We start from the raw sequence: 14,320 nt of genomic DNA on the forward strand, positions 1-14,320 counted from the left end.
GGCTCCTCAAGGGTCTCGGGGGGAGGGGCGGCTCAGGCCGCGGGTCCGGCGGGCTGGCTTGCCATGTAGGCGGGAAACCAGCCCTCGTGCGCCTCGCGCAGCTGCGCGACCGATATGGTCTGGCCGCCCGGCAGGGTCAAATGCTCGGTCCCCGTCACGCCGACGACGGCGGCGTCGATCCCCTGCGCCGAGGCGCTGTAGAGGATCTCGGTCGCCGTCTCGGGATCGACCGCGATGAGGTAGCGGCCCTGGTCCTCGCCGAACAGGTAGGCGTGGGCCGGCAGGTCCATCGGAACCTCGGGAAGCGCCGCGCCGATGTTGCCGGCCATCGCCATCTCGGCGAGCGCCACCGCGAGGCCCCCGTCCGAGAGATCGTGCACCGTGTCGACGAGGCCCGAGGTGATGAGCCCGCGCACGAAGTCGCCGTTGCGGCGCTCGAGCCCGAGATCCACGGGCGGCGGCGCGCCCTCCTCGCGGCCCTCGATCACCGCGAGGTAGCTCGACTGGCCGAGCCAGCCGTCGGTGGCGCCGACGATGAGGAGGGCGTCGCCCTCGCGCTTGAGCGCGATCGTCGCGTGGCGCTCGACATCGTCGACGACGCCGACGCCGCCGATGGTGGGCGTCGGCAGGATGCCGATGCCGTTCGTCTCGTTGTAGAGCGAGACGTTGCCCGACACGACCGGGAAGTCGAGGGCCCGGCAGGCCTCGCCGATGCCGGTCAGGCAGCCGACGAGCTGGCCCATCACCTCGGGCTTCTCGGGATTGCCGAAATTGAGGTTGTCGGTGATCGCGAGCGGGCGCCCGCCCACCGCCGTGATGTTGCGCCAGGCTTCCGCCACCGCCTGCCGCCCGCCCTCGACGGGATCGGCCTCGCAGTAGCGCGGCGTCACGTCGGCCGTGAGCGCGAGGCCCTTCGGCCCGTCCTCGACCCGCACGATCGCGGCGTCGCCGCCCGGCGTCGCGACGGTGTTGCCGAGGATGAAGTGGTCGTACTGCTCGTAGACCCAGCGCTTCGAGGCGAGGTCGGGCGATCCGACGAGGCGCTTCAGAGCGTCCGTCAGCGAGGCCGGCGCCGGGACGTCCGCCGCCTTCAGGACCGGCAGGTGGGTGTTGGCGCGATGCGGCCGGTCGTAGAGGGGCGCCTCGTCGCCGAGTTCCTTGATGGGCAGGTCCGCGACCGTCTCGCCGTGATGCTTGATCACGAAGCGCAACGTGTCGGTGGTCTGCCCGATCACCGCGAAGTCGAGGCCCCATTTCACGAAGATGGCTTCCGCCTCCCGCTCCATGCCGGGCTTCAGCACCATGAGCATGCGCTCCTGGCTCTCGGACAGCATCATCTCGTAGGGCGTCATGCCGGCCTCGCGGGCCGGCACCTTCTCGATGTGGAGCTCGACGCCGAGATCGCCCTTGGCGCCCATCTCGACGGCCGAGCAGGTCAGGCCGGCCGCGCCCATGTCCTGGATCGCGATGACGGCGCCGGACGCCATCAGTTCCAGGCAGGCCTCGAGCAGCAGCTTCTCGGCGAAGGGGTCGCCGACCTGCACGGTCGGGCGCTTGGACTCGGATTCCTCGTCGAACTCCGCGGACGCCATGGTGGCGCCGTGGATGCCGTCGCGACCCGTCTTCGAGCCGAGATAGACGATCGGGTTCCCGACGCCGGTGGCCGCCGCGTAGAAGATCGAATCGGCGCGGGCCAGGCCCACCGCCATGGCATTGACCAGGATGTTGCCGTCGTAGCGCGGATGGAAGCCGACCGCGCCGCCGACGGTCGGCACGCCGAACGAGTTGCCGTAGCCCCCGATCCCCGCGACGACGCCCGAGACGAGGTGGCGCGTGCGCGGGTGGTCCGGCGAGCCGAAGCGGAGCGCGTTCAGCGCCGCGATCGGGCGCGCGCCCATGGTGAAGACGTCGCGCAGGATGCCGCCGACGCCGGTCGCCGCCCCCTGGTAGGGCTCGATGAAGCTCGGATGGTTGTGGCTCTCCATCTTGAAGACGCAGGCGTGCCCGTCGCCGATGTCGATCACGCCCGCATTCTCGCCCGGCCCCTGGATTACCCAGGGCGCGCTCGTCGGCAGCCCGCGCAGGTGCTTGCGCGAGGACTTGTAGGAGCAGTGCTCGTTCCACATGGCCGAGACGATGCCGAGTTCCGTGAGCGTCGGGTCGCGCCCGATCAGCCCGCGGAAGCGCTCGAACTCGTCGGGCGTCAATCCGTGCTGGCGCACGAGCTCGGGGGTGATGGGCACATCGTTTCGGAACATGCGGCACGTCTCGGCGAAGTCCGGCCTGCCCGACGCGACATGAAGCGGAGGATCTCCGTCATCCCGGCGCCTGCGGCCGCTCGAGCGACGGCTCTAGAGCGGAAGCGCCCGCCCTGGCAACATTCGATCGCGCCGCGGTCGGCCCCGATCGTCAGCGGCTAGCCCGGAACGGCCTCGGGGACGGGGACGGCCGGGCGTTCGGCCGGTCCCGGCATCCGGTTGCGGGCGATCATCGCGTGCACCGGCTCCGGGCCCGCCACGAAGGCGATGTAGTCGAAGGCGTTCGGGTCGCGGCTCGACATGAGGAGCTGGAAGTGCATCTGGAACAGGTTCCAGCGCCGCGCGGCGAGGAGCTCGGGCTCGATCAGGTCCTGGATGCGGACGCGGATCACGGCGGGGCGGTCGGGGCCGGGGGAGCGCACGCCCGAGGCCGAGAGCGGGTCGCGCAGGTGAATCGACAGCCAGTCCCAATCAGCCCGCACGTCGAGCCAGCCGATCGCGTCGGCGGCGGCGACGCGCGCGAGGGCGCCCCGGACCCAATCGGCGCGCGGGTCGAGGGCGATCCACGGGATCACGCTGCCGATGGTGACGAGCGAGACCGGCCTGCCGCGACGGCCGAAGCGCGGGTCGAGGGCGAGCACGCGGTCGAGGGCCTCGATGCCGAGGAAGCTCGACGAGGAATGACCGATCAGGACGATCTCCGAGGCGGTCGCCTCGGCGGCACGGATCCGCTCCGCGAAAGCGTCGAGGCGGGCATGCATCCGCATCTCGGCACCGCTCGCGTGGTCGTAGGTGAAGGTGGTGTCGTCGACGAGGTGGGCGACGTAGAGGGGCTTGCCCCGCGTCAGCACCATCGTCGCGCCGAGCAGGGCGTAGGCGAGGATCGGGATCGCGAGGAGCGACCAGGGGCGGCTCGCCTCGGGCATCAGCAGCATCAGGCCGGTGGCGAGGCCGAGGCTCAGCAGGACGAAGGCCAGGAAGATCGCGTGCACGCCGAGGATGACGGTGGCAAAGCGCCGGGCCTCCTGCCGGAAGCGGCGGACATAGCCGACGCGCCAGAGGCGCCACCACAGCGCCGGCACGTCGCGCAGGCGCCGCCAGTTCGAGCGCGGGAAGCGGGCGCCCACGATGTCGTCCCAGCGCAGCAGGCTGTAGCGCGTGCGCTCGCCCTCGAAATCGATGGTCCAGTCGAGGCTGAGGCCGTCCGGGGCGCGGGACGGATCGCTCACCGCGATGTCGAGGCCGCGGCGCGCGGCCGTGATCCGGCTCTCGCGCCGGAACAGGCCCCAGTAGGTCTCCGGGGGCCGCGGGTCGAAGCCCGGCATGTAGAAGACCTGCCGGCCGACGCCTGCGCGGGTTGTGCTCGACTGGGAGATGACGGGCCCTATGGCTGGGATGTTTCGGGGCGATTCGGCCGGGTTGGTCGTCCGTACACGAGCGCACGGGTCACAGACGAGCGAAAAAGCCGGTCCCCCGCCCTCCTCACGCGCCCGGCCGGTGCGACAGGAAGTCCGCGACCGCGGCGACGAAGCGCTCGCCGTAGGCCTCCCGCTTGCGCTCGCCGACCCCGTGCACGGAGCGCAGCGCCCAGAGGTCGACGGGCTTGGCGCGGGCCATCTCGATGAGCGTCCGGTCGGGAAACACCATGAACGCCGCGATGCCTTCCGCGCGCGCGATCGTCGCACGCAGGCCGCGCAGGTGCTGGAACAGGGCCTCGTCGGCCTCGCTCAGCGCCAGCGCCTCGTCGTCGCGCGCGGCCGCGCGGCGGCGCTCGCGCGGCTCGGCCGCCTTCGGCTCCGGATCCGGCCGGAGCTGGATCGGGGTGCGGCCGAACAGGATCGCCTCGCCCTTCTCGGTCATCGAGAGGCCGCCGTAGCCGTCCGCGTTCTCGGCGACCGCACCGGCCGCGAAGAGCTGGCGCAGGATCGCGCGCCAGGCCGCGACCGGCTTGTCCGAGCCGACCCCGAAGGTCTTGAGCCCGGTATGGCCATTGCGGCGGATCTGCTCGCTCTCCTTGCCGCCGACGACGTCGCAGACATAGGCCGCGCCGAAGCGCTGGCCGGTGCGGACGATCGCGGACAGGATCTTCTGGGCCGGCACGGTGCCGTCGATCAGCGTCACGCCGCTGCGGCAGAGATCGCAGCGCCCGCACGGCCCGCTCGTCTCGCCGAAATAGGCGAGCAGCGACTGGCGCCGGCAGGCGGCGCCCTCGCAGAGCGCGATCATCGCCTCGAGCTTGCGCCGCTCGACGCGGCGGCGCTCGTCCGGCACCTCCTTCTCGTCGATCTGGCGGCGGCGCAGCGCCATGTCGTCGAGGCCGTAGATGGTGAGCGTGTCGGCCGGCAGCCCGTCGCGGCCGGCGCGCCCGATCTCCTGGTAATAGCCCTCGACGTTCGAGGGCATGTCGGCGTGGCAGACGAAGCGCACGTCCGGCTTGTTGATGCCCATGCCGAAGGCGACGGTGGCGGTCATCACCACCCCGTCCTCCTGCAGGAAGGTGTCCTGGTTCCTCATGCGCGTGCCCTGGTCGAGGCCCGCGTGGTAGGGCAGGGCGTTGAACCCGTCCCTGGCCAGGGTCTCGGCGAGCTGCTCGGTGCGCTTGCGCGAGGAGCAGTAGATGATGCCGCTCTCCTGGCGCCGGTGGCGCAGGAAGCGCTCGATCTGGCGGGTCGGGTTGTCCTTCGGCACGAAGGTGAGTCGGATGTTCGGCCGGTCGAAGGAGTGGACGAAGGTCCGCGGCTCGCGCCCTGCCGGAAACAGCCGCTCGCCGATGTCGGCGCGCGTCGCGGTGTCGGCGGTGGCGGTGAGCGCGAGCACCTGCACGTTGCCGAGCGCCTCGCGGGCGCGGGCGATGTCGCGGTATTCGGGGCGGAAATCGTGGCCCCATTGCGAGACGCAATGCGCCTCGTCGACCGCGAGCCGCCGCACGCCCGCGCCCCGCAGCGCCTCCATGCAGCCGTCCATCAGGAGGCGCTCCGGGGAGACGAACAGCAGGCGCAGCTCGCCCGTGCGGATCTTGCGCCAGGTCTCGCGCGATTGCGCCTCCGGCACCGTCGAGTTGAGCGTGGCCGCCGACAGGCCGAAGCCCAGCATCTGCTGCACCTGGTCGTGCATCAGCGCGATCAGCGGCGAGACCACGACGGTGAGCGCGGGCTCGACGAGGGCCGGGAGCTGGTAGGTCATCGACTTGCCCGAGCCCGTCGGCATCACGGCGAACACGTCCGCGCCGTCGAGCACGGCGCCGATCACCTCGGCCTGGCCGGGGCGGAAATCGTCATAGCCGAAGGTGGCGCGCAGAGCGGCGCGGGCCTCGTCGAGGCGTTGGGTCATGGGATCGCGTAACGGCTCGTAGCTAGGATTATAGGGCTCGACGGTTTGCGCGGGACTGCGGCGGCCGATAGCCTTATCGCGGCAGAGCAGGGTTGGCAGCCATGTCTCTGACCATCGGGCGCGAGGACGTCGACCGGCTCGCCGAGCAATTGGCATCGGCCGCGCGGGTCGACAAGAGCGAGGCGGTGCGTATGGCACTCGCCGACGAACGGCAACGGCGCGAAGCGACGCTGGCGCTGCGCGATCGGAGCAAGCCGATCCAAGACAAGCCGATCCAAGACAGTTCGCGGCATTTCCGAAAAGCGGCCTCGAAGCCGCCAAGGCGTTCTTCGACGCCGTCCACGGCGAGCCCCGGCCCGTCGTCGCGGTGGTCGTCATCGGCCGCGACGAGGCTCGCGCGGCCGCCACCGCATAGGCCCGCCTCGGCAAGGGCCGCGGCCACCCGGCGCGCCTGAACCTGGGTTATGGCTTCGCCTATGCCTGCGCGACGATGCACGGCGTGCCGCTTCTCTTCGGCGGCGGCGATGTCGCGCGAACCGACATCCCGTCCGCCCTGGCCTGAGACCTCGCGGCGTCAGTCCGCATCCGGCGGCACGATCCGGCCCTCCGCCACCCGGACCACGTCGGCCCGGCCGCCGAGCTCGGCGAACAGTGCCGGGTCGGCGCCCGTCATCCAGACCTGGCCCGGCAGCGCCTCCAGCGCTTCGAACAGGCCGGCGCGGCGGCGCGGGTCGAGATGGGCGGCGACCTCGTCGAGCAGGATCACGGGCGCGATCCCGCACATCGCCTGGACGAGGCGGGCATGCGCCAGGACGAGGCCGATCAGCAGGGCCTTCTGCTCGCCCGTCGAGGCGGTCGCGGCCGGCACGTCCTTGGGGCCGTGGCGCACCGTCAGATCGGTGGTCTGAGGACCCGTGAGGGTGCGGCCGGCCGCCCGGTCGCGGTGGCGGCCCTGGCGGAGCGCGAGGCGGAAGCGGTCCTCCGCCTCAAGCGCGGGCCACACCGCCACGAGGTCGTCGAGATCGCCCTCGAGCCGCACGCTCGCCCAGGGGAAGGGCTGCGCGTCGTCGCGGCTCTCGGCGATCAGGCGGTCGAGGCGCTCCACCGTCTCACGCCGCGCGAGCGCCACCGCGACACCGAGCTCGGCCACCTCCCGCTCGATCGCGTCGAGCCACTGCGCGTCGTGCGCGCGCTCCTCCAGAAGGCGGTTGCGCGAGCGCAGCGCCCGCTCCATCGCGCCGACGCGCCCGCCATGGGTCGCGTCGACCGCGAGCACGAGCCGGTCGAGGAAGCGGCGGCGGTCCCCGGCCGGGCCCCGGAACAGGCCGTCGAGGTCCGGCGTCAGCCAGACGATGCGCAGGAATTCCGCGAAGGCCACCGGCGAGGGCACGGTGGCGCCGTCGATCCGGCACAGGCGGCTGCCGCGGGCCTCGTGGGCGGGCGGCTCGTAGCCGGTGCCGAGCCGGTGCTCGGCCTCGTCCCGCGCCAGCGTCATCGAGACCGCGAAGCCGCCGGGGCCGCCGACCCGCGCCATGGTGGCGAGATCCGCGCGGCGCAGGCCCCGGCCCGGCGAGAACAGGGAGATCGCCTCGAGCAGGTTCGTCTTGCCGGCCCCGTTCTCGCCGACGAGCGCCACGAAGCGGCGCTCCACCGCGAGGTCGAGATCGGCGTGATTGCGGAAGTCGCGCGCGATCAGGCGGGTAAGGCGCTGGCCTCCCCCCGCCGATCCGCCCGCCTGGTCACCCGCAGAGACGATGCTCGAACCCTCGGGCGCGCTCACACCCGCATCGGCATCAGCACGTAGAGCGCCGCCGAGCCGTCGCGGTCCTGGATCACGGTCGGTGAGCCGGGATCGGCGAGCTTGAACAGGGCGGTGTCGCCCTCGAGTTGGCTCGTGATGTCGAGGAGGTAGCGGGCATTGAAGCCGATATCGAGGCTGGCCGCCTCGTAATCGACGTCGAGCTCCTCGGTGGCGCTGCCCGAATCCGGGTTGTTCACCGAGAGCGCGAGCCGGCCCTCGGCCAGGCCGAGCTTCACCGCGCGGCCGCGCTCGGAGGAGATCGTGGAGACGCGGTCGACCGCCCGGGCGAAGGGGTCGCGCTCGACGGTCAGGCGCTTGTCGTTGCCCGTCGGGATGACGCGCTGATAGTCCGGGAAGGTCCCGTCGATCAGCTTCGAGATCAGGGTCACGCCGCTCGCGAATTGCAGCCGGATCTTGGCGGGCGACAGCTCGACCTCGACGCTCTCGCCGCCGTCGTCGACGAGCTTCTGGATCTCCGCGACCGCCTTGCGCGGCACGATGATGCCCGGCATCCCGGCGCTGCCCTCGGGCGCCTCCATCTCGACGCGGGCGAGGCGGTGCCCGTCGGTGGCGACCGCCCGCATCCTGAGGCCACCCTCGCCCTCGATCGTGTGCAGGTAGATGCCGTTGAGGTAGTAGCGGGTCTCCTCGGTGGAGATCGCGAACTGCGTCTTGTCGATGAGGCGCTTGAGGTCGGCCGCCGGCAGCGCGAAGCCGTGGGGCAGTTCGCCCGCGGCGAGATCCGGGAAGTCGCCCTCCGGCAGCGCCCCGAGCGAGAAGCGCGAGCGGCCGGACCGGATCGTCATCTGGCCGGAATCCGCTCCGGTCTCGAGGGAGACCTGCGCGCCCTCGGGCAGCTTGCGGACGATGTCGTAGATCACGTGCGCGGGGACGGTGATGGCGCCCGCATCGACCACGTCGGCGGGAATGGTCTCGGTCACCTCGATGTCGAGGTCGGTCGCCTTCAGCTGCAGGCCGGCCTCGCCGGCGCGCAGGAGCACGTTCGAGAGGATCGGGATGGTGTTGCGCCGCTCGACGACGCGGTGCACGTGGCCGAGCGACCGAAGGAGGGCCGCGCGCTCGACAGTGACTCTCATCGCAAAATACTCTGGTGTTCGAAACGTCCCGCCGCGGCCGGCAGGCCGGGCCCCCCGGAACCTGGCCGGCCAGCTTGGCGAAGGGGCGCCGGGAAGGCAAGCGGGCGATGGGTCCCGTCCCGGGCATTCGCCGGGGCGGCGACGCGGCCCCGGCCGGCGGGAACGGACGATCAGTCCTGCAGCATGCGCTTCAGGAGCTCGACCTCATCACCCAGCACCGCGTCCTCGCCGATCTGCTTCTCGATCTTGCGCACGGCGTGCAGCACCGTGGTGTGGTCGCGGCCCCCGAAGCGGCGGCCGATCTCGGGTAGCGAGCGGAGGGTGAGCACCTTCGACAGGTACATGGCGATCTGGCGCGGCTTGACCACGGCGGCGGTGCGCCGCTCGGACAGGATGTCGGAGCGCGAGACGTTGTAGCGGGAGGCCACCAGCTTCTGGATGTCCTCGATCTTGATGCGCTTCGGCTCGCGGTTCTTGACGAGGTCGCGGATCGCGGTCTCGGCCGTCTCCATGGTCACGGTCGCGCCCGTGAGGGTGGCGTGCGCGAGGAGACGGTTGACCGCGCCTTCGAGGTCGCGCCCGTTCGCCGTGATCGCCTTGGCGACGTAGGCCGCGACGGTCGGCGAGACCTCGAAATTCGGGTGCGAGGCCCGCACCGCCGCGATGCGGGCGGACAGGATCGAGGCGCGCAGCTGCTCGTCGAGGTTGCCGATCTCGACCACGAGGCCGCCCGCGAGGCGCGAGCGCACGCGCTCGTCGAGCGCCTCGAGCTCCGTCGGCGGACGGTCGGAGGCGACGACGACCTGGCGGCCCGCGTCGATCAGGGCGTTGATGGTGTGGCCGAACTCGGCCTGGATCGACTTGCCCTGGATGAACTGCACGTCGTCGAGGATCAGCAGGTCGATCGCCCGCAGACGCTCCTTGAAGGCGAGCGCGTTCTGGGTCTTCAGGGCGTTGACGAAGCCGTACATGAAGCGGTCGGCGGTGAGGTAGATCACGCGGCGCCCGGATTCGCGGGCGGCGTGGCCGATGCCGTGCAGGAGGTGCGTCTTCCCGAGGCCCACGCCCGCGTGGAAGTAGAGCGGGTTGTAGAGCGCGCCCTCGCCGTCGTGCCGGGCGACGCGCTCGGCCGCCGCGTGGGCCAGCGCGTTCGAGCGGCCGACCACGAAGCTCGCGAAGGTCAGGCGCAGGTCGAGCGGCGCGCCGTTCAGCTCGGCCGCGCCACCGTCGCCGCGCGAGGCCGCCTCGGGCTCCGCCACGGCCGCCGGGGCAGGGGTCTGCGGGCCGGCCGCGTGCAGGCGGGCGAGGGGCCCGCTCGCGGGATGAACCTTCACGGCGCCCGCCACAGGCCGGGCGGGGGCCGCCGGCCCGCGCACGCCGACCTCGATGCGGGAGACGGCCTCGATCTCGCTGCGGAACGTGTTCAGGACCCGGTCGAGGTAGTGGGACTCGATCCAGCTCTTCAGGAAGCGCGTCGGCACCGTCAGGCGGGCGGTGCCGGCGGTGACATCCTCCAGTTCGAGGCGCGCGAACCAGCTCGCGAACACGTCCTCGCCGAGCTCGGCCCGCAGGCGACGCTTCACCCGCGCCCAGGCCGCCGCGATCTCCGCGGCGCCGGAACCGTTGCCGCCATTTCCGCCGCCGTCCGCCAAGCTTCCGTCGACTTGCATTCTCGCTCTCCTCGCACCGAGGACGGAGGGCCGCCGATCGGAGCGTACGCACACTTCACGCTTGCGGCCCCGCAGGAATTTGCGAGACGCGGATCTCCGGCAGAGTCAACCCCTCGACTGCGGGCTTTTGCCGATCGAGGAACCCTATCAACAATTCGCTACGGTTCTCCTAACAGTGGGACTTGCGGGGAAAGCCGAAATAGACACCTGGCTGGCCCGGGGCCCGACATCACGAGTCGAGGCAGAGTCCTGAACTTGCGAATGATTCGGGTCGATTCCGCACGAGCTGTGAAGTCGCTCGAATTCAGTCATCTTTTGTTAAGCTACACAGACCGCCAAGACTCCGCAACAGCACAGATTCTGCAACAGCGTTAACGGCGCGTGCATCGGCGTGCCGGGACGGGACAGGTCCCGGCCCGGAGACTGATCGATGCGTGCGAGGATACTGGACACGAGGATGCGCGGCGCGGTCGGGGCCTGGCCCTGCGGGCGCGGCCCGTGCGCATCCGGGACGCGGACATGAAAAAGCCCGGCGCGCGGGCCGGGCTCTTCGGTGCTCGTCCTGGAGGAGAGGCTCAGGCGGCGGTGGCGCCGAGCAACTTCACCCGCGCGGCGAGGCGCGAGACCTTCCGGGAGGCGTTGTTCTTGTGCACGATGCCGTGCTGCGCGGCCCGCATGATCTCGGGCTCGGCGGCGCGCAGGGCGGTGAGGGCGTTGGCCTGATCGCCGGTGGCGATGGCCTCCTCGACCTTGCGGACGAAGGTACGCATCCGCGAGCGGCGCGAGCGGTTGATCGCCGTGCGCTTGGCGATCTTGCGGGTCATTTTCTTGGCCGACACGGTGTTGGCCATGGGCATCCTCGTCTCGTCGGGCGGTACCGACGAGCCGGTCAGGGCCGGGAGTCGGTCAACGCGTGCAGGTTATCAGGCAATGGCGAAGCCGAGGGTTCGCGAAACGCACGGGCCCTCGGCGGAGCGGGTTCTATAGTCGCGTGCCCGTGAGTCGTCAACGCGTTGAGACAAATCCGGCTTTCGGGCCGCCGGGGCCGCTCCGTGCGGCGGCGACCGGCCGGTGCCGCTTGATCTCGCCCGGCCGCGCCCGGATGATCAGCCCTTGTCGAGGCCGGGAGGCGGGCGGTGCCGCACAGGGTGAGCGAGACGGACGCCGCGCGCATCGCCCGCTACCGGCCGGAATCCGGGATGCTGACCCCGCGCTTCTCCGGCCTGCCGAGCTTCATGCGCCTGCCCGTCCTCGATCCCGACCGCGCGGCGGGCGAGATCGAGATCGGCCTCGTCGGCATCCCGTTCGACGGGGCGACGACCAACCGGCCGGGTGCGCGCCTCGGCCCGCGCGCGGTGCGCGAGGCCTCCACCGGCACGCGCATGGTCAACCACGCCACCGGCGTCGCGCCCTACGGGCTCGCGGCCTGCGCGGATCTCGGGGACGTCGCCGTCAACCCGATCGACGCCGCCGAGACCTGCCGGCGGATCGAGGCCTTCCACGCGCGGCTCAGGGCGGGCGGCATCGTACCGCTCTCGGTCGGCGGCGACCATCTCGTCACCTACCCGATCCTGCGGGCCCTCGGGCGCGAGCGCCCGCTCGGCCTCATCCATATCGACGCGCACAGCGACACCGACGACAGCCAGTACGACGGCGCGCGGCTCACCCACGGCACGCCGTTCCGCCGGGCGGTCGAGGACGGGGTGCTGGACCCGCGCCGCACCGTGCAGATCGGCATACGCGGCAGCATGGACGCGGCGGACGAGCGCGACTGGGCCTGCGCCCGGGGCATCCGGGTCGTCACCATGGAGGAGGCGCTCGTGCGCGGCCTGCCCGAGATCGTGGCCGAGGCCCGGGCGATCGCCGGCGCCGGCCCGACCTACCTGAGCTTCGACATCGACGCGCTCGATCCCGCCTACGCGCCGGGCACGGGCACCCCGGAGATCGGCGGCTTCACCGCGCGCGAGGCGCTCTACCTCGTGCGCGCCATGCGGGGGCTCGACCTCGTCGGGGCCGACCTCGTCGAGGTGGCGCCCTCCCTCGACCCCGCCGGCATCACCGCGCTCGCGGGCGGCACCCTCGCATTCGAGATCCTGTGCCTGCTGGCCGATGCGGTGGCCGAGCGCCGCGTGCGCGCTTGACCCGGGGCGGGGCTGCGGGAAGCCTGCCGCCCCGCGATTCGAGACGAGGCCGAGATGGACCCGGAGATCACCTTCTACCACGCGCCCAACACCCGCTCGACGGGCGTGCGCATCCTGCTGGAGGAGCTTCGGGCGCCCCACAGGCTGCACCTCCTCAACATGAAGGCGGGCGAGCACCGCGAGGCGGCCTATCTCGGCATCAACCCGATGGGGAAGGTGCCGGCGATCCGCCACGGCGCGGCGCTGGTGACCGAGCAGGCTGCCGTCTACCTGTACCTCGCCGACCTGTTCCCGGAGGCCGGCCTCGCGCCCCCGCCCGGCGACCCGCTGCGCGGGCCCTACCTGCGCTGGATGGTGTTCTACGGGTCCTGCTTCGAGCCCGCCGTGATCGACCGGGCGCTGGAGCGCGAGCCCGCGCCGCGCGCCATGTCGGCCTACGGAGACTTCGACGCGGTCCTGGCGCAGGTCCTCGCCGCGCTCACCCCCGGCCCGTACATCCTCGGCGAGCGGTTCTCGGCAGCCGACATCCTGTGGGGCTCGGCGCTCGGCTGGACGACCGCCTTCAAGCTGGTCCCGGAGGAGCCCGCCATCATGGCCTACGCGGCGCGCATCCGCGAGCGGCCCGCCGCCCAGCGGATCGCGGCGGACGACGCGCGGCTCGCGGCCGAGCACGAGGCCGCGGCGGCACTCTGACGCCCTAGATCATGCTGCGTTCTGACCGAATCGGTCAAAACGCAGAAAACATGATCGATCCGATAAGTCAGATCATGCTGGCGAAGCGCTCGACGAGCCGGCGGCCGACCTCGTCCTTGTCGAGGGTCGGCCAGGTCTCGACCGAGCCGTCGCGGGCGACGAGGTGGACGGTGTTGGCCGCGCCGCCCATCACCCCGCCGGCGGCCGAGACGTCGTTGGCGACGATCAGGTCGCAGCCCTTCCGGGCGATCTTCGCGCGGGCGTAGTCGATCACCTGATCGGTCTCGGCCGCGAAGCCCACCACGAGCGCGGGGCGGCCCTCGCCGCGGCCCGCGACGGCCGCGAGGATGTCGGGATTCTCGACGAGACGGAGCGGGGCCGGCGCCGTGCCGTCCTTCTTGATCTTGGCGCCGCGCGTCTCGGCGGGGCGCCAATCGCCCACCGCCGCGGTGAAGACCGCGATCTCGGCCGGAAGCGCCGCCTCGACCGCCGCCAGCATCTCGCGCGCGGTCTCGACCCGCACCACCGCGACGCCGGGCGGGTCGGGGATCGCGACGGGGCCGGAGATCAGCGTCACGGCGGCGCCGGCCGCGGCGGCGGCGGCCGCGATGGCGTGGCCCTGGCGCCCGGACGAGCGGTTGGCGATGTAGCGCACGGGGTCGATCGGCTCGTGCGTCGGCCCCGAGGTCACGAGGACGCGCCGGCCCGCCAGCGGCCCGGCCGGGGCGCGGCCGGCCAGGAAGCCGAGGCCGGCGGGCATGGCCCCTGTCTCGGCCAGCATCGCCGCGACGGCGTCGGCGATCTCGGCGGGCTCGGCCATGCGGCCCGGCCCGTACTCGGCCTCCGCCATGGCTCCCTCGTTCGGGCCGACGACGCGCACCCCGTCGCCCGTGAGCAGCGCGAGATTCCGCCGCGTCGCCGGGTGCTGCCACATCCGCACGTTCATGGCGGGCGCGATCAGCACGGGCCGGGTCGTGGCGAGCAGCACCGTCGAGGCGAGATCGGTCGCGAGCCCGCCCGCCATCCGGCCCATCAGGTTGGCGGTGGCGGGCGCGACCACCACGGCGTCGGCGTCGCGCGCGAGCTTGATATGGCCGATATCGGCCTCGTCGGCCCGATCGAACAGGTCGGTATGCGCGCGCTCGCCCGCGAGCGCGGCGGCCGCCAGCGGCGTCACGAATTCCTGCGCGCCCTTGGTGAGGAGCGGGCGCACCTCGGCGCCGCGCTCGCGCAGGCGCCGGATCAGGTCGAGGGACTTGTAGGCCGCGATGCCCCCGCCGATGACGAGGAGGATGCGGCGGCCGGCGAGCGAGGAATCCATGCGCCGATC

11 protein-coding genes are annotated in these 14,320 nt (G+C 72.1%); 3 read left to right on the forward strand and 8 right to left on the reverse strand.

Annotation, left to right across the window (positions count from 1 at the left end; translation table 11 throughout):
• Positions 1–32: 32 nt before the first annotated feature.
• From purL to recQ, 3 genes are all read right to left on the reverse strand, one after another.
• Complete coding sequence (gene purL / locus WDW90_RS00745; RefSeq protein ID WP_336485335.1) at positions 33–2,258, reverse strand: phosphoribosylformylglycinamidine synthase subunit PurL; 2,226 nt, start codon at positions 2,256–2,258, stop codon at positions 33–35.
• Positions 2,259–2,416: 158 nt separating this feature from the next.
• Complete coding sequence (locus WDW90_RS00750) at positions 2,417–3,583, reverse strand: hydrolase (protein ID WP_336485336.1); 1,167 nt, start codon at positions 3,581–3,583, stop codon at positions 2,417–2,419.
• 157 nt (positions 3,584–3,740) lie between these two features.
• Entirely contained in the window at positions 3,741–5,588 is a 1,848-nt protein-coding gene (recQ, locus tag WDW90_RS00755; protein ID WP_336485337.1) for a DNA helicase RecQ, read from the reverse strand.
• A gap of 101 nt (positions 5,589–5,689) precedes the next feature.
• On the opposite strand from recQ, the gene WDW90_RS00760 reads away from it, so the two are divergent.
• Positions 5,690–6,043 carry a type II toxin-antitoxin system VapB family antitoxin gene (locus tag WDW90_RS00760; protein WP_336485338.1) on the forward strand — a complete coding sequence of 118 codons (354 nt, stop codon included), beginning with the start codon at positions 5,690–5,692 and terminating at the stop codon, positions 6,041–6,043.
• Between the two features lie 119 nt (positions 6,044–6,162).
• Here WDW90_RS00760 and recF read toward each other — a convergent pair whose 3' ends face one another.
• The 4 genes from recF to rpsT all read right to left on the reverse strand — a co-directional run bounded on the left by recF (position 6,163) and on the right by rpsT (position 11,007).
• A complete protein-coding gene (gene recF, locus WDW90_RS00765) occupies positions 6,163–7,344 on the reverse strand; it encodes a DNA replication/repair protein RecF (protein WP_336485499.1) in 1,182 nt (393 codons plus the stop codon).
• Between the two features lie 20 nt (positions 7,345–7,364).
• Complete coding sequence (gene dnaN, locus WDW90_RS00770) at positions 7,365–8,486, reverse strand: DNA polymerase III subunit beta (protein WP_336485339.1); 1,122 nt, start codon at positions 8,484–8,486, stop codon at positions 7,365–7,367.
• 170 nt (positions 8,487–8,656) lie between these two features.
• Positions 8,657–10,156 carry a chromosomal replication initiator protein DnaA gene (dnaA, locus tag WDW90_RS00775; protein WP_336485340.1) on the reverse strand — a complete coding sequence of 500 codons (1,500 nt, stop codon included), beginning with the start codon at positions 10,154–10,156 and terminating at the stop codon, positions 8,657–8,659.
• 575 nt (positions 10,157–10,731) lie between these two features.
• The gene (gene rpsT, locus WDW90_RS00780; RefSeq protein WP_336485341.1) at positions 10,732–11,007 is read right to left on the reverse strand and encodes a 30S ribosomal protein S20; all 276 of its coding nucleotides are present in this window, start codon (positions 11,005–11,007) and stop codon (positions 10,732–10,734) included.
• 348 nt (positions 11,008–11,355) lie between these two features.
• Between rpsT and speB the strand changes: the two genes are divergently transcribed.
• Both speB and WDW90_RS00790 read left to right on the forward strand, forming a co-directional pair.
• Positions 11,356–12,297, forward strand: a complete 942-nt coding sequence (speB, locus tag WDW90_RS00785) for an agmatinase (RefSeq protein WP_336485500.1) — start codon at positions 11,356–11,358, stop codon at positions 12,295–12,297.
• A 54-nt stretch (positions 12,298–12,351) separates the two neighbouring features.
• Positions 12,352–12,990, forward strand: a complete 639-nt coding sequence (locus tag WDW90_RS00790; RefSeq protein WP_336485342.1) for a glutathione S-transferase family protein — start codon at positions 12,352–12,354, stop codon at positions 12,988–12,990.
• 67 nt (positions 12,991–13,057) lie between these two features.
• Here WDW90_RS00790 and coaBC read toward each other — a convergent pair whose 3' ends face one another.
• The gene (gene coaBC / locus WDW90_RS00795; RefSeq protein WP_336485343.1) at positions 13,058–14,311 is read right to left on the reverse strand and encodes a bifunctional phosphopantothenoylcysteine decarboxylase/phosphopantothenate--cysteine ligase CoaBC; all 1,254 of its coding nucleotides are present in this window, start codon (positions 14,309–14,311) and stop codon (positions 13,058–13,060) included.
• Positions 14,312–14,320: the final 9 nt, after the last annotated feature.

Origin of the sequence: Methylobacterium nigriterrae (genome assembly GCF_037106235.1) — a bacterium.
GTDB lineage: Bacteria > Pseudomonadota > Alphaproteobacteria > Rhizobiales > Beijerinckiaceae > Methylobacterium > Methylobacterium nigriterrae.

What these genes read in the sequence shown, in the direction of transcription:
- coaBC (WP_336485343.1), bottom strand. Translation starts at nt 14,311, where the DNA reads ATGGATTCCTCGCTCGCCGGCCGCCGCATCCTCCTCGTCATCGGCGGG.
- WDW90_RS00790 (WP_336485342.1), top strand. Translation starts at nt 12,352, where the DNA reads ATGGACCCGGAGATCACCTTCTACCACGCGCCCAACACCCGCTCGACG.
- dnaN (WP_336485339.1), bottom strand. Translation starts at nt 8,486, where the DNA reads ATGAGAGTCACTGTCGAGCGCGCGGCCCTCCTTCGGTCGCTCGGCCAC.
- rpsT (WP_336485341.1), bottom strand. Translation starts at nt 11,007, where the DNA reads ATGGCCAACACCGTGTCGGCCAAGAAAATGACCCGCAAGATCGCCAAG.
- WDW90_RS00760 (WP_336485338.1), top strand. Translation starts at nt 5,690, where the DNA reads ATGTCTCTGACCATCGGGCGCGAGGACGTCGACCGGCTCGCCGAGCAA.
- speB (WP_336485500.1), top strand. Translation starts at nt 11,356, where the DNA reads ATGCTGACCCCGCGCTTCTCCGGCCTGCCGAGCTTCATGCGCCTGCCC.
- dnaA (WP_336485340.1), bottom strand. Translation starts at nt 10,156, where the DNA reads ATGCAAGTCGACGGAAGCTTGGCGGACGGCGGCGGAAATGGCGGCAAC.
- recQ (WP_336485337.1), bottom strand. Translation starts at nt 5,588, where the DNA reads ATGACCCAACGCCTCGACGAGGCCCGCGCCGCTCTGCGCGCCACCTTC.
- WDW90_RS00750 (WP_336485336.1), bottom strand. Translation starts at nt 3,583, where the DNA reads ATGCCGGGCTTCGACCCGCGGCCCCCGGAGACCTACTGGGGCCTGTTC.
- purL (WP_336485335.1), bottom strand. Translation starts at nt 2,258, where the DNA reads ATGTTCCGAAACGATGTGCCCATCACCCCCGAGCTCGTGCGCCAGCAC.